General features: G+C 43.3%; 20 protein-coding genes and 9 tRNA genes. 18 read left to right on the top strand and 11 right to left on the bottom strand.

All coding sequences use genetic code 11. The features are described from left to right. The first annotated feature begins 75 nt into the window (after positions 1-75). Together KP625_RS04595 and KP625_RS04590 are read left to right on the top strand one after the other, a co-directional pair. Positions 76-1,386, top strand: coding sequence for an MATE family efflux transporter (locus KP625_RS04595; protein WP_238299570.1), 1,311 nt, complete (start codon positions 76-78; stop codon positions 1,384-1,386). A 49-nt stretch (positions 1,387-1,435) separates the two neighbouring features. Continuing rightward, a complete protein-coding gene (locus KP625_RS04590; RefSeq protein ID WP_238299909.1) occupies positions 1,436-2,380 on the top strand; it encodes a tRNA dihydrouridine synthase in 945 nt (314 codons plus the stop codon). A 34-nt stretch (positions 2,381-2,414) separates the two neighbouring features. On the opposite strand, the gene KP625_RS04585 is transcribed toward KP625_RS04590, so the two are convergent. The 7 genes from KP625_RS04585 to KP625_RS04555 all read right to left on the bottom strand — a co-directional run bounded on the left by KP625_RS04585 (position 2,415) and on the right by KP625_RS04555 (position 3,181). Beyond that, positions 2,415-2,496: transfer RNA gene (locus KP625_RS04585), tRNA-Leu, on the bottom strand. 100 nt (positions 2,497-2,596) lie between these two features. Beyond that, a tRNA-Lys gene (locus KP625_RS04580) sits at positions 2,597-2,669 on the bottom strand. 16 nt (positions 2,670-2,685) lie between these two features. Further along, positions 2,686-2,757, bottom strand: a tRNA-Gln gene (locus KP625_RS04575). A 44-nt stretch (positions 2,758-2,801) separates the two neighbouring features. Next, positions 2,802-2,875, bottom strand: a tRNA-His gene (locus KP625_RS04570). Positions 2,876-2,890: 15 nt separating this feature from the next. Then, positions 2,891-2,964 (bottom strand) — tRNA-Arg (locus tag KP625_RS04565). A gap of 40 nt (positions 2,965-3,004) precedes the next feature. After that, positions 3,005-3,075: transfer RNA gene (locus tag KP625_RS04560), tRNA-Gly, on the bottom strand. Between the two features lie 31 nt (positions 3,076-3,106). Continuing rightward, positions 3,107-3,181, bottom strand: a tRNA-Pro gene (locus KP625_RS04555). Positions 3,182-3,388: 207 nt separating this feature from the next. Between KP625_RS04555 and KP625_RS04550 the strand changes: the two genes are divergently transcribed. The 4 genes from KP625_RS04550 to KP625_RS04535 all read left to right on the top strand — a co-directional run bounded on the left by KP625_RS04550 (position 3,389) and on the right by KP625_RS04535 (position 5,601). Then, positions 3,389-4,339: an AEC family transporter gene (locus tag KP625_RS04550; RefSeq protein WP_370641416.1), complete on the top strand. Its 951-nt coding sequence runs from the start codon at positions 3,389-3,391 to the stop codon at positions 4,337-4,339. Between the two features lie 156 nt (positions 4,340-4,495). After that, positions 4,496-4,568 (top strand) — tRNA-Val (locus KP625_RS04545). A gap of 7 nt (positions 4,569-4,575) precedes the next feature. Next, a tRNA-Met gene (locus KP625_RS04540) sits at positions 4,576-4,649 on the top strand. 289 nt (positions 4,650-4,938) lie between these two features. Then, on the top strand, positions 4,939-5,601 hold the full coding sequence (locus tag KP625_RS04535) for a hypothetical protein (protein WP_238299569.1): 663 nt from the start codon (positions 4,939-4,941) through the stop codon (positions 5,599-5,601). A 79-nt stretch (positions 5,602-5,680) separates the two neighbouring features. On the opposite strand, the gene KP625_RS04530 is transcribed toward KP625_RS04535, so the two are convergent. Next, positions 5,681-6,844, bottom strand: coding sequence for a TPM domain-containing protein (locus tag KP625_RS04530; RefSeq protein WP_238299568.1), 1,164 nt, complete (start codon positions 6,842-6,844; stop codon positions 5,681-5,683). Positions 6,845-7,057: 213 nt separating this feature from the next. Between KP625_RS04530 and ispF the strand changes: the two genes are divergently transcribed. The 5 genes from ispF (at position 7,058) to KP625_RS04505 (ending at position 11,567) form a co-directional block, all read left to right on the top strand. After that, complete coding sequence (gene ispF / locus KP625_RS04525; protein ID WP_238299567.1) at positions 7,058-7,624, top strand: 2-C-methyl-D-erythritol 2,4-cyclodiphosphate synthase; 567 nt, start codon at positions 7,058-7,060, stop codon at positions 7,622-7,624. 36 nt (positions 7,625-7,660) lie between these two features. Then, positions 7,661-8,671 carry a GNAT family N-acetyltransferase gene (locus tag KP625_RS04520; RefSeq protein ID WP_177970323.1) on the top strand — a complete coding sequence of 337 codons (1,011 nt, stop codon included), beginning with the start codon at positions 7,661-7,663 and terminating at the stop codon, positions 8,669-8,671. A gap of 124 nt (positions 8,672-8,795) precedes the next feature. Continuing rightward, positions 8,796-9,641: a sulfide/dihydroorotate dehydrogenase-like FAD/NAD-binding protein gene (locus KP625_RS04515; protein WP_118670837.1), complete on the top strand. Its 846-nt coding sequence runs from the start codon at positions 8,796-8,798 to the stop codon at positions 9,639-9,641. 13 nt (positions 9,642-9,654) lie between these two features. Continuing rightward, positions 9,655-11,043, top strand: coding sequence for an NADPH-dependent glutamate synthase (gene gltA / locus KP625_RS04510; protein ID WP_117781526.1), 1,389 nt, complete (start codon positions 9,655-9,657; stop codon positions 11,041-11,043). Between the two features lie 2 nt (positions 11,044-11,045). Further along, positions 11,046-11,567, top strand: a complete 522-nt coding sequence (locus KP625_RS04505) for a DUF6106 family protein (protein ID WP_238299566.1) — start codon at positions 11,046-11,048, stop codon at positions 11,565-11,567. A 50-nt stretch (positions 11,568-11,617) separates the two neighbouring features. On the opposite strand, the gene KP625_RS04500 is transcribed toward KP625_RS04505, so the two are convergent. Further along, positions 11,618-11,851, bottom strand: coding sequence for a hypothetical protein (locus KP625_RS04500; RefSeq protein WP_177983650.1), 234 nt, complete (start codon positions 11,849-11,851; stop codon positions 11,618-11,620). Positions 11,852-12,111: 260 nt separating this feature from the next. Between KP625_RS04500 and KP625_RS04495 the strand changes: the two genes are divergently transcribed. The 4 genes from KP625_RS04495 (at position 12,112) to KP625_RS04480 (ending at position 17,631) form a co-directional block, all read left to right on the top strand. Continuing rightward, positions 12,112-12,678 (top strand): epoxyqueuosine reductase QueH, encoded by a 567-nt coding sequence (locus KP625_RS04495; RefSeq protein ID WP_370641415.1) that lies wholly within the window; start codon positions 12,112-12,114, stop codon positions 12,676-12,678. A 154-nt stretch (positions 12,679-12,832) separates the two neighbouring features. Further along, positions 12,833-13,906 carry a carbamoyl phosphate synthase small subunit gene (locus KP625_RS04490; RefSeq protein ID WP_238299564.1) on the top strand — a complete coding sequence of 358 codons (1,074 nt, stop codon included), beginning with the start codon at positions 12,833-12,835 and terminating at the stop codon, positions 13,904-13,906. Next, positions 13,906-17,106 carry a carbamoyl-phosphate synthase large subunit gene (gene carB / locus KP625_RS04485; protein WP_238299563.1) on the top strand — a complete coding sequence of 1,067 codons (3,201 nt, stop codon included), beginning with the start codon at positions 13,906-13,908 and terminating at the stop codon, positions 17,104-17,106. Before KP625_RS04490 ends, carB begins: the two co-directional genes overlap by 1 nt. Positions 17,107-17,166: 60 nt before the next feature. Continuing rightward, positions 17,167-17,631: a hypothetical protein gene (locus KP625_RS04480; protein ID WP_238299562.1), complete on the top strand. Its 465-nt coding sequence runs from the start codon at positions 17,167-17,169 to the stop codon at positions 17,629-17,631. Here KP625_RS04480 and KP625_RS13650 read toward each other — a convergent pair. Both KP625_RS13650 and KP625_RS04475 read right to left on the bottom strand, forming a co-directional pair. Further along, positions 17,621-17,956, bottom strand: a complete 336-nt coding sequence (locus KP625_RS13650) for a helix-turn-helix domain-containing protein (RefSeq protein ID WP_370641414.1) — start codon at positions 17,954-17,956, stop codon at positions 17,621-17,623. The genes KP625_RS04480 and KP625_RS13650 overlap by 11 nt on opposite strands. Beyond that, complete coding sequence (locus KP625_RS04475) at positions 17,881-18,219, bottom strand: helix-turn-helix domain-containing protein (RefSeq protein WP_238299561.1); 339 nt, start codon at positions 18,217-18,219, stop codon at positions 17,881-17,883. The genes KP625_RS13650 and KP625_RS04475 overlap by 76 nt, the downstream gene beginning before the upstream one ends. A 123-nt stretch (positions 18,220-18,342) precedes the next feature. On the opposite strand from KP625_RS04475, the gene thyA reads away from it, so the two are divergent. The 3 genes from thyA (at position 18,343) to KP625_RS04460 (ending at position 20,939) form a co-directional block, all read left to right on the top strand. Continuing rightward, positions 18,343-19,173, top strand: coding sequence for a thymidylate synthase (gene thyA / locus KP625_RS04470; RefSeq protein WP_238299560.1), 831 nt, complete (start codon positions 18,343-18,345; stop codon positions 19,171-19,173). Positions 19,174-19,194: 21 nt separating this feature from the next. Further along, complete coding sequence (locus KP625_RS04465) at positions 19,195-19,698, top strand: dihydrofolate reductase (RefSeq protein ID WP_238299559.1); 504 nt, start codon at positions 19,195-19,197, stop codon at positions 19,696-19,698. Between the two features lie 143 nt (positions 19,699-19,841). Further along, positions 19,842-20,939 carry a heavy metal-binding domain-containing protein gene (locus KP625_RS04460; RefSeq protein WP_238299558.1) on the top strand — a complete coding sequence of 366 codons (1,098 nt, stop codon included), beginning with the start codon at positions 19,842-19,844 and terminating at the stop codon, positions 20,937-20,939. Position 20,940 lies beyond the last annotated feature (1 nt).

Here is a 20,940-nt window from a genome sequence, read left to right as displayed (position 1 = left end):
TGATTTGTATGTGCAATTTGTAATAAATAGAAATTGTGCATATGAGACAAAAGGAAACAGAAGGATTTATGATAGATGAAACAAACATATTATAAGGAAGCGTTTCAGTCGCTGATCACATTATCAATTCCGACAGTGTTGGAAGAAATCCTCTCAACCTTGCTTCAATATGTGGATACAGCGATGGTTGGACATCTGGGCGAGAAAGCGACAGCAGCAGTCAGCGCGACGACAACCGTCGGCTGGCTGCTTCATTCAATTCCGAGTGCAATTGCTGTAGCTGTGCTGGCAATTGCATCGAAAGCAAATGGAGCCGGGGATGAAACGAAACTGAAAAGATTGGCGGGACAATCAATATTATATGCATTTACAATTGGTGCATTGCTGGAAGTAATCGCGCTTATATTGTCTCCATATATTCCGGTCTGGATGGGAGTGGAACCGGATATTGTCAGACCGGCAGGTGTGTATTTTATGATTACAAGTATTTCGCTTGTCTTTCGGGCATCTTCCCGAATTTTTTCTGCTATGATACGGTCTATCAAGGACACGAAATCGCCGATGTTTATCAGTGTGGGTGAAAATGTGTTGAATATTTTGTTGAACATGGTATTTATATATGGATTGGACCTGGGTGTGGCAGGTGCGGCAATCGCGTCCTGCATCAGCTTTGGAATTGGTGGTATCGCCATGTTTCTGTTGATGCTCAGTAAGACAAAGCTGCATCCGTCGGGAAAAGATATGAGACTTGACCGGGAGATCCTATCTGAGACATTTACAATCGGACTGCCGGCACTTGGAACAACCTTTGTAAGCTGCTTTGGCTATATTGCATTTGCGCGGATGGTATCCGGGATGGGAACAACGATATTTGCAGCGCATTCGATTGCCATTACAGCGGAGCAGATTGTCTATATTCCGGGGTATGGACTCCGTGTGGCAACAAGCACATTGGTTGGAAATGCACTTGGAGAGAAGGATACTCCGAAGTTAAAAGCAACAGAGAAGGTGTCAATCCTGATCACGTTATTGATTATGGCAGTAAACGGAATCGGACTTTACCTATTTGCCTATCCGTTTATGCGTCTATTTACGAATTCTGTCCATGCAGCAAGGATCGGAAGCGAGATGCTGCGACTGGTATCGTTCTCGGAGCCGTTTTTTGGTCTTATGATTGTCTTGGAGGGTATTTCCTACGGTATGGGGCGCACAAAACATGTTTTTGCCTGTGAGGCGTTCAGTATGTGGGGTATTCGGATATTAGGAACATTTTTATGTGTAAATGTATTTGGATTGGGATTAAAAGCAGTCTGGCTTTGTATGATAGCAGATAATATATGCAAGGCTGTTTTGCTGTATATATTTCGACCGAAACATGTGGAATAAATGCAAGTGATAAAGGAGAATTACGGTGAATATTATGGAATCTGATCCGATACAATTTTATCTGGCACCGATGGAATCCGTGACAGGGTATGTGTATCGAAATGTATATCATGCGATGTTTGGAGATATGGATAAATACGTGACGCCGTTCATTGCGCCATCGAAGAAGAAAGTATTGAAGACAAGAGAACGGAAGGATGTAGCACCGGAGAATAACCAAGGCATGTATGTTGTGCCGCAGATTCTGACAAATGATGCAGAACAGTTTCTTACGGCGTGTAATGTGCTGTCGGAGCTTGGCTATCGCGAAGTGAATCTAAATCTGGGCTGTCCGATGGCGACGGTCGTATCGAAGAAAAAGGGAAGTGGATTCCTAGAAGATCCGGAGCGGTTAGACCGGTTCTTTGATGCGGTGTTTGAGGGGATGTCCGGACTGCCGGAGGATCGCAGATGCAGTATCTCAGTGAAGACACGGATCGGGATGGAATTCCCGGAAGAGTTTGAGGATATCCTGCAGATCTATAATCGGTATCCGATCTCCGAACTGATCATCCATCCACGTCTGCAGAAGGATTTTTACAACAATCATCCGAATCTTGCGGTATTTGCGGAAGCACTGGAACAGTGTGTACATCCGGTGTGTTACAATGGAGATATATTTACAGTGGAAGATTACTATGTGTTCCGTGAAAAGTTCCCGCAGGTAGACCGAATCATGCTTGGCAGAGGTGTTATCGCGAATCCGGGACTGGTACGTGAGATACGGACAGGACAGTCTGTAACAATGGCAGAGTTAAGGGAGTACCATGATCGGTTGTATGCCGGTTACCGGGAAGAGATGGACTGTGAGCGGGATGCATTATTCAAGATGAAGGAAGTGTGGTTCTATCTTGGGAAGATGTTCCCGGATGCAGAGCGTGAGCTTAAGAAGGTGAAGAAGGCGGACAGACCGGAGGAGTATCTGGCTGCGGTGAGAAGTATATTTCGGGGATAAAAAAAGCAATCAATTGATTGCTTTTTTTGTGGAGTGCGGGTGACAGGACTTGAACCTGCACGGGGGTGCCCACTAGAACCTAAATCTAGCGCGTCTGCCAATTCCGCCACACCCGCATGTATAAAATTATATATACGATGGAAGAGGAGCGGTGATATAGCGTCCATATCCATGTATTGGAGTAAAAAATTAGCAGATGATCTCATCTGCCAAAAGTGAGCCACGGGGGAATCGAACCCCCGACAACTTGATTAAAAGTCAAGTGCTCTACCGACTGAGCTAGTGGCCCATATAAAAATAAAAAGCTGGGCTAGTTGGATTCGAACCAACGAATGCAGGAGTCAAAGTCCTGTGCCTTACCGCTTGGCGATAGCCCAATAAAAACCTGCTCTTGCAAAGCCTGCAATCTAAAAAGAAAAAGGGTGGATAGAGGGACTCGAACCCTCGGCCTCCAGAGCCACAATCTGGCGCGCTAGCCAACTGCGCCATACCCACCATATAATATAAAAATGTGCCCGAAGGGATTCGAACCCCCGACCCACGGCTTAGAAGGCCGTTGCTCTATCCAGCTGAGCTACGGACACATAATATCTTGCATACATGGGATGTATTTGCAAAATAAAGAGCGGGTGATGGGAATCGAACCCACGTATCTAGCTTGGAAGGCTAGTGTTCTACCATTGAACTACACCCGCTTAATCTGAGCTTGGCGAAGAGAAGTATTAGTCGGGGTGACAGGACTCGAACCTGCGACCTCCTGATCCCAAATCAGGCGCTCTAGCCAAACTGAGCCACACCCCGATAAGGCATTTGTTTTGTTTGCCTCGTCTCAACGCAAGTGCTATTATACATAAAGCAGGGAGGGTTGTCAACACCTTTTTTGAAAAAAATTTCAAAAAATTCCGACAGTATTTTTCAGACGAAAAAGATGGGAATCTGATATCCTTTGTTGGAAATTGACGGTGGGTGTGATACACTAAGCATTGTAATCTGCCCGGAAAGGATAAAATGATGGATAATTTTATATTTAGCGTAAATGTAACGATACCGATTTTTTTGATTATTTTATTAGGATATATATTAAGAAGAATTCATTTTCTGACAGATGAGTTTGTACGTGTTGCCAATAAATATGTATTTGTAGTAGCACTCCCGGTTATGTTGTTCCGGGATATCGCGGGTTCTGATGTGAAAAAGGATATGAATATCAAATTCTTCTTATTCTGTATGTTCGTAACGATCATTATGTTTTTTGGAGTCTGGGGAATCGCGAAGATTACGATGAAGGACAAGACGATGGTAGGGGCATTTGCGCAGGCAGGAGCAAGAGGAAGTGCAGCAATATTGGGTGTGGCTTTTGTGGAGAATATCTGCGGTGAGATAGGTATGACGCCGCTGATGATCGTTGCCGCCGTTCCGTTCTTTAATATATTGTCTGTTATTATTCTTGTGTTTAATGCCAATACGGAGGCGGACAAAGATTATGGAAAGATAAAGAATGCCTGTATCAACATAGCGAAGAACCCGATTATCATAGGAATTGTACTCGGATTGATTGCATCTGTGATACATCTGCCGATCCCGACGATTCCGGCACGGACATTCAATTATATTGCACAGACCGCGACACCGATTGCTTTGCTTGCAGTTGGTGCCGGATTTGATACGAAACAAGCAATTGCGAGATTAAAGCCTGCGTTAGGGGCAACCTTTATCAAGCTGATCGGATTACCGTTGGTATTCCTTCCGTTTGCATATAAGCTGGGATTTGGACCGAGTGAGATGGTAGCAATCCTGATCATGCTGGCATCCCCGACAACGGTAAGTTGTTATGTTATGGCGAAGAATATGGATAATGATGAAATTTTGACATCCAATGTGATTGTGCTTACGACATTATTATCCTCTGTGACACTTACATTATGGATATTCGTTCTGCGATCTCTCGGATGTATCTAAGCGTGATATATGATGAACCGCATGTAGATATATGGCAATCCGGACGTAAAAAAAGAATTGAAAAAAATGATGTAAAAAATTTCAAAAAATGCTTGACAAATGATAGCAAGGTATGTAAAATAGCAAGAGTGTTGAGCATACAACACACAAACGAATGGGATCTTAGCTCAGCTGGGAGAGCATCTGCCTTACAAGCAGAGGGTCATAGGTTCGAGCCCTATAGGTCCCATTTTTATGGCGGAATAGCTCAGTTGGCTAGAGCACACGGTTCATACCCGTGGTGTCGAGGGTTCAAATCCCCCTTCCGCTATTTTTTTATTTGTTTTTTCAGCAACAATTTTCTAAGATGCCTGTGCGCGTCTTTTTTTATTCCCGGTATTTTTTGTCGAAATGAAATGACGTTTTTTGTTTTTTCCCGGAGAATGCGTATTTTTCCTGTTGACTCAGATATCAAAATGTAACAAAAAGACGAAAAATGTTACAAAAATGTTTCAAATATTTCAAAAAAATTTCAAAAATGTATTGACAATTTAACAAACATGGGGTTAAATAGGGGAAGTTTGTTGCGTACAAACACATTTTCGAAAAGGAGTGATTGGATGAGACGAAGCATCGATAAGCTAATGATTGGATTTGTGATGATCTTAGCCGTATGTTTATACGCACCGACAATGTTAGAGGATAATAAGTCCTCAAAAGCTGCAGAAGAGAAGGTAACAGAGGTACTTGCCGAGGCACCTGCATCGGTAGATCCGGTATCCGAACAAATAATAGAACACAATGTTCAGGTAACAAAGGTTGCAAATCCGACATTGATGCCGGAGGTTGAACGGGAAAAAGCGTTGGCTGTTCAGGAGAATCAGGAAGCGTTTGTGCAGAAGGTTGAGCAGTGTAAAGCTGAAAAAGAGACAACGAATACAACACAGACGGCACAGACATATACATATGAGAATATAACTGGGGATGGCAAACTGACAGCGTCAAAGGGTGTAAATTACGGACCGACAGGGAAAGAGACATATTACAACCTGAATATGAGTGGTGTCATAGATACGATGCAGAACCTGGGGTACAATGCAGAGTATTGGGTTCGTGAAGATGGTGTGAAGATGTATGGCGACTATGTTATGGTTGCTGCAGATCTGAATACATATCCGAGAGGAACCCTGGTAGAGAGCAGTCTTGGAACTGCAATTGTCGTAGATACGGGAAGCTTTGCTGCTTCTAACCCAAATCAGTTGGATATTGCTACTTCATGGTAAGAGAAAAAAGAGCTGCGCACTAATTAGTGCGCAGCTCTTTTTGCATGTCATTGCTTATAAGGAGAAGAGTAATGGGACATTACTTTTCATCCTGATTATCATATTTTGCCTTTAGATCATTCATAGGCGTTGTACCGAATGTCTCAAGTGGGGTATTAAGTGTACGTTCAAGGTCTTCCTGTTCTTTGTTTTTCTGTGCGGTACGTTTCTTCCACCATTTGAATAATACATTTACAACGATAATAAGAGCGACTGCAACAATGATGATAATGATGATCGTCTGATATTTCTGAACAAATGTCTTTTCCTTGTACATCATACGATCTGCGGCCTTGGCACACCCGTTTCCAAAGATTGCACCAAGGTTTTCGCTGTCATTTGCCCATTCGGCTTCAACATAATCGTAAATCATATCAAGTGCTTCAGAGTCAATCGTTGTCTGAATCGCATAGCCTTCAGCATCATACATATAGGCATTCGTATAATCGTATACCAGAAGAATATGACCTTCATCGTTGAATAATTCATCATATAAATCAGATGCATATTTGTTACCGTCAACGCCTTCGTCCAGTTCATTCACAAGATATACATAAGCGCATACACCGGTTGTCTTATAGAAATGCTCCAGACCTTTTTCTAAAACCGGAATCTCATCGTTGTACAACAGACCATCCGGATCGCTGTAGAAACCATTCAGGTTTACTGTACCGGTGAATTTGTCTCTCGGTTCTTTGGAATAGCTGTCCTGATAGCTTGGTGCACTGTAATCATAGTACATGCGGTTGTTTTGACGATATGTAAAGAATGATAAAACAACAGCAATCAGCAAGATTAAAAATGCAAGGATAGAAGATAACGGTGAGCTTGGTCCGGTATGTACATAGACATGTGAATCATCGTAATATCTTCTTCTGCCATAGTAGTGATGGTGATGATGATGTGGTGGTGGAGGTGGTGGTGGCATATGCCCCGGACCGCCGTATCCCGGACCACCGAATCCTGGTCCACCCGGTCTGTGAGAGCTGTTGTTGAACCCTCCCATCATTGGATTACCGCTGGATGACTGACCGCTATAACTCCGGCCGGATCCACGAAGTGAGTTGCCGCCGGAATGTCCGGATCCAAACGCACGGCTGGTTCCGCTTCGGCTTCCACCCATGGAATGTGAACCGCTGCTTCGGCCACCGCCACGGCTGGCTCCACCTCCGCGGCTGCCACCGCCGCCCATAGATCTTCCCATATAAAAATCCTCCTCGTTATGTATAAATTTGCATGGTGTATTGTGTAAATACACACCATGGCAATATTTTACAATGAAAAGCCGGTTTTGTATATATAAAAAAGGAGAAAATTATGAAAAACTTCTGGCAGGAATGGTTTGCATCTGCGGAATAAATATGATAAATTAAGATACGATACTTTAATATTTGAAGATATGAAGGAGCGGATAACCATGAGAGTTGGCATGGGGTATGATGTGCATAAATTGACGGAAGGACGCCGGCTGATTCTGGGCGGTGTAGAGATTCCGTATGAAAAAGGCCTGCTTGGACATTCGGATGCAGATGTACTTGTGCATGCGATTATGGATGCATTGCTCGGTGCGGCGGCACTTGGCGATATCGGAAAACATTTTCCGGATACAGATCCTGCATATGAAGGGGCGGACAGTATGAAGCTTTTGGAGGAAGTGCACAAGCTTTTGGACGCGCATAATTTTATGATAGGAAATGTGGATGCGACAGTGATTGCACAAAGACCGAAGCTTGCACCGTATATTGAGACGATGCGGGAGAATATTGCGGCGCGTTTGCAGATTGATAAGAATCAGGTGAATGTCAAGGCAACCACAGAGGAAGGTCTGGGATTTACCGGTCAGGGACAGGGAATCAGCGCACAGGCGATCTGTCTGCTGGAGACAATCGATAATTTTGATTACCGCAGTTCAAGGGTAGTGGACGATGATGCTCAAAATGCCACAAGTCCGTGTATGGGATGTATGGGCTGTGCGAAGAGATAAAGAAAACAAAGAGTAATAGGAGGATATTTTAGTTTCATGAGTGACGGAGACAGTTGCAGGCTCAAATATTTTGAAGGTGAACCGGAGGTGCTCGCGCAGGTTCGGCAGATGTGGGATGAAATATTTGACGATCCAGAGGAGTTTGCGGATTATTATTTTACAGAGATATGCAGGAAAAATAAGATTCTTCTTGCATATAAGGATGGTGTGCTTGCCGGCATGATCCATCTGAACCCGTATGAGATGCAGATAGATGGGAAGAAGGAACTGTGTTATTACATAGTCGGAGTGGCTGTGAAACCAGAATATCGGGAGCAGGGTATCATGCGTAGTATGATGCATCGTGTGCTTGCGGATATGAAACAGGAAGGCAGAAAATTTACTTTTTTGATGCCGGAACGGGAAGAGTATTATGAAAGCCTTGGATTTGAAAAGGTGTTTCATACATTGGAACTGGATATTGATATTGAAGAACTGGAAGATGAAGATGTCGTACCGGATGATCTGTCCGGTGAGGAAGGGTATTATACGAGGAATCTGAGGGATTTGCATGAGGAACGCACAGATATACTGGAGCATTTATCTGGCGAGGTAAATGCGGCTCTCGCAAAGAAATATCAGATTTATGCATATCGGACACCACAGTATCTGGAAGAAATGTGCAAGGAACATCGCTGTCAGAATGGTGATGTGGTGGCTGTCTATGAGGATGGCATGCGGATGGATGACGGTCAGGTAGAAGAGCGCTTGGCAGGATTGTTCTCATATGATATCTATGATGATACGATGTATGTGGAACGTTTTGAAAGCTTTGATGAGCATGTGCGGTATGTCCTGGATGCAGCGGTGCGTCTGGCAGAACAAGCATTTTGCAGAAGACTGGTTGTGACGATGTCGGAGAAACATTTCTGTGATGATATCGTGAATATGCTGGGTGTGTCTGTGCGGATGAACGAAGGGCACGGATTTATGGCACTTACCCTGAAGGACAGGGATGTGTTGATGCCAATGCTGCATGATGGAAGCTTTTTTGATGAAATTGTATAAAAAAATAAGATTTTTTAAGAAAAACTTTGATTATGAAAGTATATGTGATATAATTTATCAGATAATGGCGCATGATAAGTGATGCGTATGTATAAAGTATATTTTTAAGAGATAGGGGTAGACCATGTATAAGATTGTAAAAAAAGAAGTCTTAAATTCGGTTGTTGTCATGATGGAGATTGAAGCTCCTTATGTAGCTGCACGTTGTGAGGCGGGACAGTTTGTCATTGTCAGAGTGGATGAGGACGGTGAACGTATTCCTCTTACGATTGCAGATTTTGACCGTGAGCGCAATACGGTTGAGATTATTTTCCAGGTGGTTGGATATTCTACAACATTAATGGCAAAGCTGAATGAAGGCGATTATCTTCAGGATTTTGTAGGTCCGCTTGGACAGCCGGCACCACTCAACAAAGAATGGAAGCGTGTAATTGGTATTGCAGGTGGTGTTGGAGCAGCTCCGCTTTACCCACAGGCAAAGAAACTTGCAGAGCAGGGTACAAAGGTAGATGTGATTATCGGTGGACGTACCGCAGAGCTTGTGCTTCTCAAGGAGAAGTTCGAGAAGTTCTGTGATAATGTATATATTATGACGGATGATGGCTCTCTTGGCGAGCAGGGTGTTGTTACGAAGAAATTGCAGGAACTTTTAGATGCCGGTGTGCAGTATGATCATGCGATTGCGATAGGCCCGCTTATCATGATGAAGTTTGTAGTAGCACTTACGAAGAAGCCGGAATACAACCTTCCGACAGCCGTTTCTTTGAATCCGATCATGATCGATGGTACAGGTATGTGCGGTGGATGTCGTGTCACAGTTGGTGGCGAGACAAAGTTTGCCTGTGTAGATGGACCGGACTTCGATGGATTTGAAGTTGATTTCGATCAGTGTATGAAGCGCCAGACGTTCTTTAAGGAAGAAGAACATGAATGTATGATGAAGCTTCAGGCAGATCAGATGCAGAATTAGGAGGGAACGAAAGATGCCAAATATGAGTCCAACAAAGGTTCCTATGCCACAGCAGGATCCGAATGTACGAAATAAGAATTTTGAAGAGGTTGCAACCGGTTATACAGCCGAGATGGCAATGGAGGAAGCAACCAGATGTATTAATTGTAAGAACAGACCTTGTATGACAGGATGCCCGGTTAATGTACCGATTCCCGGATTTATCGAGCAGGTAGCTGCAGGTAATTTTGAGAAAGCATACGAGATAATTACAAGTGAGAATGCACTTCCTGCTATTTGCGGACGTGTCTGCCCACAGGAAAACCAGTGTGAAGGTAAATGTATCCGTGGTATCAAAGGGGAGTCTGTATCTATCGGGCGTCTGGAACGTTTTGTGGCAGATTATCATATGGCGCACGGTGAGAAGGCGGAGCTGAACATCGAGAAAAACGGCAAGCGTGTAGCGGTTGTTGGTTCTGGTCCTGCCGGTATTACTTGTGCAGGCGAGCTTGCAAAGAAGGGGTATGATGTAACAATCTTCGAGGCATTACATAAAGCTGGCGGCGTGTTGAGCTATGGTATTCCTGAGTTCCGTCTTCCAAAGTCTCTGGTTGCAAAGGAACTTGAAAATATTACAGATCTTGGTGTAGATCTTGAAACAAATGTTGTAATCGGACGTTCTCTGACTGTGGATGATCTGTTTGCACGTGGGTTTGACGCTGTATTCCTTGGAACCGGTGCCGGACTTCCGAACTTCCTTCGGATTCCGGGTGAGAACCTGCTTGGTGTATATTCCGCAAATGAGTTCTTAACACGTGTCAACCTGATGAAGGGTTATAAGAAGGGCGAAGTTCCAACACCTGTCAAGGTAGGTAAGCGTGTAGCTGTTGTCGGTGCCGGTAATGTAGCGATGGATGCAGCAAGAACCGCAAAGAGACTTGGCGCAGAGGAAGTTTATATTGTATATCGTCGTGGAGCAGAAGAAGTACCTGCCCGTAAGGAAGAAGTCGAGCATGCAAAGGAAGAGGGCGTAATCTTCAAGTTACTTAACAACCCTGTAGAAATCCATGGAGAAGATGGATGGGTAACCGGTATTGAAGTCGTAGCACAGGAGCTTGGTGAACCGGACGCTTCCGGACGTAGACGTCCACAGCCAATCGAAGGTTCAAATACGGTTATTCCGGTAGAGACAGTTGTTATCGCAATCGGTCAGTCTCCAAATCCTCTGATCCGCCAGACAACAGAAGGTTTAGAGACACAGAAGTGGGGCGGTATCATTGTCAATGAAGAGACCGGTGAGAGTACACGCGAGCATGTGTATGCCGGCGGTGATGTTGTTACAGGTGCAGCAACCGTTATCCTTGCAATGGGTGCCGGCAAGAAAGCAGCGAAGGCAATTGATGAGTCGTTAAAGGAAATGTAAATATGGTAAATAACTTGGAAGGTTATGCGGAATACGCAGTACAAAAGAAATTAAAAGCAAAGGACCGGATGCCTGTTGTGGCATCGGTCTTAGCTGCTGTTGTTGGATTTGTAATATGGATGTTTGTATCCGGACCGGTTGGACCGCTTGTTATTTTGGCGGGTATAGTCTGTACTGTAATTACTGTATCCAGACAGGAAATAGAGTATGAATATATTTTTGTAAACGGAGATTGCGAGATATCCAAAATCGTGAAACGTTCTACTAGAAAGAAAATATATGAATTCGAAATGGGAAAGATACAAAAGGTGGTTCCTTATGAATCTATCTTGTTTGATAATGCTTGTCAGGCAGATCCGATGCTTTTGATTCGGGATTTTACATCCGGTCATGCAGATAAGAAAGCTGATTGGTATGCTTTTTTTAACAATGGAAAGAATCGTACAGAAGCAGTTGTGTTGGAATTGAATGACAAATCTATAGAACATGTCAAACTTTTCTATAAAAACAAATATATGGAATAATAAAAAACGGAGCTTTGAAAAGCTCCGTTTTTTATTAAGAATATGTATGATTACGGCTCGAGAGGAGTCATCTTAAGACCTTTGTACATCTTGGTGTAGATGCTTTTCTCATCCTGATAAAGCACATATCCGCGTGCGCCGTCTTTTACAACATAGGCATATTTGTTCTTTTGAACATTCATGTACAATACTTCATCCACGTTCAATTCCTTTGCTTTTGCCTTTGCCGTATATACGTTAAGTGGCTCTAATTTGAATTTCTTAACTGCCTGATCCACTGTCATAGTTCCTTACCTCCCATATAGCAATTCCATAGTCTTTTACTCTTGCCCTTCAAGCTGTAAAATTATATAATCATAACTAATTATATTATAGTTCTTTCATTGACTTTAGTATATTGTATATTATTGCTAAAGTCAACTGTGAATATTGCACAAAAAACGTTATTTTTATAGGCTGAATGGACGCCTTTTTTCGGCGAAGTGACAAGGAAAGGATAAAAATGAACGAGGGAATAAAACAATATGCAAAAAAAACAAAAAAAATGCTATTACATGTGTGCTGTGCGCCGTGTAGTTCTCATGTGCTGAGTGTATTATATGAAGAATATGATATTACGGCTTTTTTTTACAATCCGAATATTACAGAAAAAGAAGAGTATGAAAAACGCATAGAGGAACTGAAGCGGTTTACACAGGAAGCAGAGTTTGCGAGGGATGTGTCTGTGTGTGACGGCGAATACGAACCGGAGAAATTCTACGAGATTGCGAGAGGCTTGGAGAAGGAACCGGAGCGCGGACGCCGATGTTACAAATGTTATGAACTCCGGCTGGAGGAGACAGCCCGGTATGCGAAGGCACATGGATTCGATATTTTCACAACGACACTGTCAATCAGTCCACACAAAAACGCAGCATGGTTAAATGAGATTGGTGAGAGGATGGCAGAAAAATATGGTGTTTCTTATCTGTACAGTGATTTCAAGAAAAAGAATGGATATGCTCATTCCATCGAGTTGTCACGGGAGTATCACCTGTACCGGCAGGACTATTGCGGATGTATATACAGCCGCTTGGAAAGGGAAGAACAAAAGAAGAATAAAAGAATCTGACAAAAGGGGTTGTGCTATGACGAAAATTGATGTATAATTTTTGCAATTTGAGAAAAAAGAGCTTCGGATAACTATGCAATTTTTCCGTTTCACTCTTTTTTTTTGAGCAAATTTCTTGTTTTGCAAGTAAATCTAAGAAGAAAGGACAAAGACTATGAAAGCATTTCTGATACTGGAAGATGGCCATGTATTCGAGGGGAAAAGCGTCGGTTCAACCAAGGAAATTATCAGTGAGATCGTATTTAACACATCGATGACTGGTTATCTGGAAGTACTGACGGATCCTTCTTATGCAGGACAGTCTGTGTGTATGACGTATCCGTTGATTGGTAACTATGGTATTTGTAAGGAAGATATGGAGGCGGAGCGCCCATGGCAGTCTGGCTTTATTGTCAGAGAACTGGCGAAGCGGCCAAGCAACTTCCGAAGCGAGGAAAGTGTCGAGTCATTTCTTATAGAAAATGATATTACCGGAATTGAGGCAATTGATACACGTGCATTAACGAAGATTCTGCGGGACAAAGGTACGATGAAGGGCATGATTACAACGGATGAGAATTTTGATAAGGACGATTGTATCAAAAGGATCAAGGCATGGAGCATGGGACATGTTGTGCTGGATGTCACATGCAAGGAGAAGATGAGCTTCCCAGGCGATGGTTATAAGGTTGCGGTCATCGACCTTGGTGTGAAGAAGAACATTGTGCGTTGTCTGTTGGAGCGTGGTTGTTCAGTGACTGTATATCCGGCGGAGACTCCTGCAGAGGAGATTATCGCGGATGCACCGGATGGAATTATGCTGACGAACGGCCCCGGAGATCCGAAGGATAACGTGAAGACGATCGAAGAAATCAAGAAGCTTTTTGCTACGAAGATTCCAATCTTCGCAATCTGTCTTGGACATCAGCTTCTGGCGCTTGCAAACGGTGCAGATACACAGAAGATGAAATATGGACATCGTGGAGCAAATCATCCGGTAAAGGATTTGAAGACAGGAAAAGTATATATTTCTACACAAAATCATGGCTATGTGGTAAAAGAAGAATCTTTGGATCGTGATATTGCAGAGCCAAGCTTTATCAATGTAAATGATAAGACAATTGAGGGTGTTCATTACCTTGGAAAGAATGTACAGACGGTACAGTTCCATCCGGAAGCCTGTGCAGGCCCGCTTGATACCGGATTTTTGTTTGATGAGTTTATGAATATGATGGAGGTGTCTAAATAATGCCAAAGAATCCACACGTAAAAAAGGTTGTAGTTATTGGATCCGGTCCGATTGTCATCGGACAGGCGGCAGAGTTTGATTATGCCGGTACACAGGCATGTCGTTCTCTGAAGGAAGAGGGCATCTGCGTTGTGTTGATTAACTCAAATCCTGCCACCATCATGACAGATAAGGATATTGCAGATAAGGTATATATTGAGCCTTTGACACCGGAGGTTGTGAAGGCAGTTATCAAGAAGGAAAAGCCGGATAGCGTGCTTCCGACACTGGGTGGTCAGGCAGCGTTAAATATCGCGATGGAACTGGAAGAGTCCGGTTTCCTGAAGGAACATAATGTAAGGCTGCTTGGTACATCTTCTAAGACGATCAAGAAAGCAGAGGATCGTCTGGAATTCAAGAAGACTATGGAGAAGATCCATGAGCCATGTGCACCATCCGAAGTCGTAACGAACATTAAGGATGGTCTGGCGTTTGTTGAAAAAATCGGATATCCAATCGTATTGCGACCGGCATATACGCTTGGCGGAAGCGGCGGCGGTATCGCGCACAACGAAGAAGAATTCGTAGAGATACTGATGAACGGACTGCGTCTGTCACGTGTCGGTCAGGTATTGGTTGAGCGTTGTATCGCGGGCTGGAAAGAGATTGAGTACGAGGTTATGCGTGATGCGAACGGTACCTGTATTACCGTATGTAATATGGAGAATCTGGATCCGGTTGGTGTCCATACAGGAGATTCTATCGTTGTTGCGCCATCACAGACACTGGCAGATAAGGAATATCAGATGCTTCGTAGTGCAGCATTAAATATCATTACAGAGCTTGGTATTCAGGGCGGATGTAACGTACAGTTCGCATTGCATCCGACGACATTTGAATATTGTGTTATCGAGGTAAACCCGCGAGTGAGCCGTTCTTCTGCACTTGCTTCTAAGGCAACCGGTTATCCGATTGCAAAGGTAGCTGCAAAAATTGCGCTTGGATATAATCTTGATGAAATCAAGAATGCTATCACAGGTAAGACATATGCGAGTTTTGAACCGGCACTTGATTATGTTGTAGTCAAGATGCCGAGACTGCCATTTGACAAGTTTATCAAGGCAAGCCGGAAACTGACGACGCAGATGAAAGCAACCGGTGAGGTCATGAGTATCTGTACGAACTTTGAGGGCGCGCTGATGAAGGCGCTCCGTTCCCTTGAACAGCATGTGGACAGTTTGATCTATGAGAACTACAACGATCTTCCGACAGAGGAGATTCATGAGATGCTTCACCGCGTTGATGACCGTCGAATCTTCGTTATCGCAGAAGCGCTGCGCCGTGGTATCTCAGCAGAGGAAATTCATGATATCACAAAGGTCGATATCTGGTTTATTGACAAGATCAATAATATCGTACAGGAAGAAAAATTACTGCGTGAGACACCTGAGATCACAAAGGAAATGATGCAGGAAGCAAAGCGCATGGAGTTCCCGGACAAGGTGATCGCACAGATTACAGGCAAGAAGGAAAAGGAAATCAAGGAGCTTCGTTATGGCTATGGCATCCATGCATCCTACAAGATCGTAGATACCTGTGCGGCGGAGTTTGAGGCGGAGACACCATATTACTATTCCTGCTACGATGGAGAATCGGAAGTCGAAGTGGATGAGAATAAGAAGAAGATCATGGTACTTGGTTCCGGACCAATCCGTATCGGTCAGGGTATTGAGTTCGATTACTGCTCCGTACACAGCACATGGACATTGAAGAACAAGGGCTATGAGACAATTATTGTAAATAATAACCCTGAGACGGTAAGTACGGACTTTGATATCGCAGATCGTCTGTATTTTGAGCCGCTTACGGCAGAGGATGTAGAATCTATCGTGAATATCGAGAAGCCGGATGGCGCAGTTGTACAGTTCGGTGGACAGACTGCTATCAAATTGACGGAAGCCCTTTTAGAGATGGGTGTACCAATCCTTGGTACAAGTGCTGAGAATGTCGATGCGGCTGAAGACCGTGAGCTGTTCGATGAGATTCTGGAGAAGTGCTGTATTCCAAGAGCAGCCGGCAAGACGGTATTTACAGTAAAGGAAGCACTGGAAGCAGCCAATGAGCTTGGCTATCCGGTTCTTGTCCGTCCTTCTTATGTATTGGGTGGACAGGGCATGCAGATTGCAATCTCTGATAAAGACATCATCGAATTTATGGAGATTATCAATCGCCATGAACAGGAACATCCGGTTCTGGTTGACAAATATCTGATGGGTAAGGAAATCGAGGTCGATGCTGTATGTGACGGCGACGATATTCTGATTCCGGGTATCATGGAGCATATTGAGCGTGCAGGTATCCATTCCGGTGATAGTATTTCCGTATATCCGGCACAGACCATTACGCCGAAGATCAAACGTGTACTGGAAGGCTACACGAAGAAGCTTGCGAACAGCCTGCATGTCATCGGATTGATCAATATTCAGTTCATTGTATATCAGGATGAGGTATATGTCATCGAGGTTAACCCACGTTCGAGCCGTACCGTGCCATATATCAGCAAGGTGACCGGCATTCCGATTGTTGATCTTGCAACGAGAGTTATCACAGGCGAGAAGATCAAGGATATGGGTTATACACCGGGATTACAGCCAGAATCTGAATACTTCGCAATCAAGATGCCGGTATTCTCCTTTGAGAAGATTCGTGGTGCTGAGATCAGCCTTGGACCGGAGATGAAATCGACGGGTGAGTGCCTGGGTATTTCTAAGAATTACAATGAAGCGTTATTCAAGGCGTTCCTTGGAAATGGCGTGAACCTGCCGAAGTACAAGAAGATGATTCTGACAGTAAAGGATTCGGATAAATTAGATGCCGTAGAGATCGGACAGCGGTTTACAGCACTTGGCTATGAGATTTACTCCACAAGAAGTACCTGCCGTGTTTTAAATGAAAACGGTGTTCCGGCAAAACCGATCAACAAGGTGGAGGAACCTTCTCCGAACTTGTTGGATCTGATTTTGTCGCATGAGATTGATCTTGTTATCGATACACCATCACAGGGTGTAGAACATAGCAAGGACGGCTTTGTGATTCGCCGAAATGCAATCGAGACAGGCGTGACGGTACTTACAAGTTTAGATACCGCGCATGCGCTTCTGACAAGCTTGGAGTCATCTGACAGACATAATCTTTCTCTTGTAGATATAAGTGAAATATAGTAAAATAAAGGTAACCATGCAGATAACCTGCTTGGTTACCTTATTTTTTGAGGTGATGGAATGAATATTGGATCTATGAGCAACAATTATATAATTCCGTACAGCAATGTCGGCAGAGTCACTCCGGTCAATGCAGACAATACGGTTGATACATCTTCGAAGGTGAAACCTGTTGAGTGTCAGACGTGTAAGAACCGGGAGTATGTGGATGGTTCGAATGAACCGGATGTGTCATTCAAGACACCGGGGAAGATTGCGGCAGGTGAGTCATATGCGAAGGTGAGTGCACATGAACGCGAGCACGTGGCAAATGCGATTCAGAAGAGCAGCAAGCCGGGCGCAAAACTGATATCTGCAAATGTGACATTGAAGATGGGCGTTTGTCCGGAATGCGGCAGAACATATGTCGCTGGCGGCGAGACGACCACACAGATTCAGTATTCAGAGAGTAATCCATATGAGAAAAACCGGAAACAGGCAGAAGCGGGATTTCTGATCGGGAATAATTTTGATGCTATTTCTTAGACCAGCACTTGGACTTGCGTTTACGGCTGCGTTTTGTGTCAGGTTTATATTTGATGGTGCATAGCGATTTCAGGTATTGCAGATAGCTTTTTTGAGAATCTGTACATTCATCCGGGAATATCGGAAGAAGTAACTGGACAGGATTGGCTTTGTATAGAATGCAAAGCCTGATCAGAAAATCAATTTTGGGCATTCTGTAGTTTGACTCGAAGTGGCAGTAACAGGAACGTGATATGCCTGTGAAGCTGGCTATTTCATTTTGGGTGTAACCGGACTGGAGACGTAGTTTGATGAGGGTGTCTCCGAATTTGTTAGAATCTGACATGATGAAACCTCACTTTCTGGGATTGATTGAAAATTAGAATGGAATAATTTGGAAGCGGCTGCTTCCAGAAAAATAGAAAAGAAATCATATTCGAGAAGAATAGTTAATTCAGCCAGAACGTCGACCGGCGGAATACATCTTCCCGTTTCGTAGTTACTGTAGGCTTGTCTTGAAATATTGAGTCGTGTGGAAATGTCGATTTGATTCAGATGTTTTTTACGACGCGAGATCTTTAGACGAGGCCCGAATTCTTTTGGAATCATAGAATGTACCTCCATGGGCATTATGTTATCAGAAAAAGAAAATAATACAAGCAAAAAAAGTAAGATTGGCACATATTCACAGTCAAAACTGTGAATACTGCACAAAAGAGAAGGAGATAGGAAATGAGTAAAGCGGATGATTTATTTATTGCGATGTGCAAGGATATCATAGAGAATGGCTACGATACAAAAGGAGAGAAGGTCCGCCCGAAATGGGAGGATGGAACATCCGCGTATACGATCAAGAGGTTCGGTGTTGTAAACCGTTACAATCTTGCGGAAGAATTTCCGGCAATCACACTTCGCAAAACCTATGTGAAGTCAGCGATTGATGAGCTGCTCTGGATCTGGCAGAAGAAATCAAATAATGTGCATGATCTGCATAGCCATATCTGGGATGCATGGGCAGATGAGGATGGATCAATCGGAAAGGCGTATGGCTATCAGCTGGGCGTGAAACACAAATACAAAGAGGGTATGATGGATCAGGTAGACCGTGTAATCTATGATTTGAAGAATAATCCATATAGCCGCCGGATCATGACGAACATCTACGTACATCAGGATTTGTCGGAGATGAACCTGTATCCGTGCGCATATAGTGTAACTTTTAATGTTACTGGCAATAAGCTGAATGCAATTTTGAATCAGCGTTCCCAGGATGTACTTGCAGCAAATAACTGGAATGTTGTACAGTATGCAGTTCTTGTTTACATGCTGGCGCAGGTGACCGGATTTGAACCCGGAGAATTGGTACATGTAATTGCGGATGCTCATATTTACGATCGTCATGTTCCGATCGTACAGGAACTGATCAGTCGACCGACGTATCCGGCACCGAAATTTAAGATAAACCCGGACATCAAGGATTTTTATGACTTTACAGTTGATGATTTTACGATTGAGGATTACCAGACCGGACCACAGATCAAGAATATACCGATAGCGATTTAAGATGAATACAAGGAGGGTGACATGGACTTAATAGTAGCAGTGGATAATAACTGGGCGATTGGAAACAAAGGGGATTTGCTTGTTTCTATACCGGAGGATCACAAGTTTTTCCGGCAGACAACGATGGGGAATGTTGTTATTCTTGGAAGAAAGACGCTTGCAGGATTTCCAAATGGACTGCCTCTTGCGGGACGAGATAATATTATTTTATCGACAGACCCGGATTATACGGTGCGTGGGGGCGTAGTTGTGCATTCAAAAGAAGAACTGTTTGAGGTGCTGAAACAGTATGAAGATAAAGAAATTTTTGTGATTGGTGGCGGACAAATCTACAATATGCTGTTGCCGTATTGTAAGTATGCGCATGTGACGAAAATTAATTATGATTATGCAGCAGATACACATTTCCCGAATCTGGACGAGATGGAGAATTGGGAGCTGATTGGGGATAGTGACGAGCATACTTATTTTGATTTGGAGTTTTACTTTTATAAGTATGAGAATAAAAATCCATTATCCTTTTGAAAAAATTAGTGATTTTTGCATAAAATGCACAAAATAATTGATAAAAATGTTATAAATCATACAAAAAGTCTTTCAAATATGAGAGAAGTATGGTATTATTTTATGTATATTTGAGCGATTATTTTTATTTGGGAGGGTAAAAAATGGCAGATGTAATGTTGACGTCCGGACAGGGCTTTGAGGGTTACGAAATCGTAGAGTATTTGGGCTTTTTGAATGTACAATCTGTACTTAGTTCTAATTTCTTTAAAGGCTTCGCGGCAGGTGTAAGTGAAATGTCAGATTCGGAGAGTGAAAAACTGACAGGTAAGCTGGAACAGGTAAATGAAACTGCTTTGAAGCGTTTGCAGAAGATTGCATCCAAAAAGAAAGCAGATGCGGTGATAGGTGTGGAACTGAATTATACACAGTTCGCCAGCTATTCGGTAGGAACGATTGCTTCGGGAACAGCAGTCCGTCTGAAAAAGAAAGCAGAAGAAGATCCGGTAACGGAAAAATCACTGTATGTAAGTAATTATTATAACCGTTTGGTTCCAAGACCGGTACGTGTGAATCTGAAGGGATCCAAAAGGGGAGTTACAATCTCAACAGACTTCTTTAATTATAACAAAGATGATATCAAAGCCATTCGTGCGGATGTAGAATTCACCAATTTGTATGAGGAGAGATTGCTGCTGAAAGATCTGGATTTTGTGTTTGAAAAGGGAAATGTTTCTCTGATTGAAGCGAATCCGATGGAGTGTAAGCTTCCGGCTAAGGATATTTTACTGTTGAAGGATGCAAAAGTTCGTATTTCCAAATATGTGACAAGCCGTGGTGTATTTGCATGCAACGATCAGCCGATTGATGTCAATATGCCGTTGCATAGGCTGGCTGCACTCAAAGAGAAGCGTGGTATTGATGCAGTAGAGAAATATCGTACAGATGGTATGATCTGGACATGTAACTGTGGTTATGTGAACGAAGCGGGCGCAGATGAGTGTTTGATTTGTGGACGTAAGCAGGAAGATATGAAGAGTACATCCAAGTTCAATCCGGATGAAATGCTTGCAAAGATGCAGACGAAGGAATATGTAATAGAACTTAAAGATGTGTTGATGGAATATATTAAGGAGATCGATACAGAGTATCGAATGGAATTGCTGGAGATTATGGAGTCCGGATTACAGTATGAGAAGACACGTGGCAATATGAAAGACACGGTGATTGAGAAGGTTGAAAAGGTTTTTGAAGGACGCTAGG

Source organism: Eubacterium sp. MSJ-33, from assembly GCF_022174665.1.
GTDB lineage: Bacteria > Bacillota > Clostridia > Lachnospirales > Lachnospiraceae > Coprococcus_C.
The sequence above is the reverse complement of the archived record's forward strand: the minus strand, read 5'-3'. Positions and strand labels throughout refer to the sequence as shown.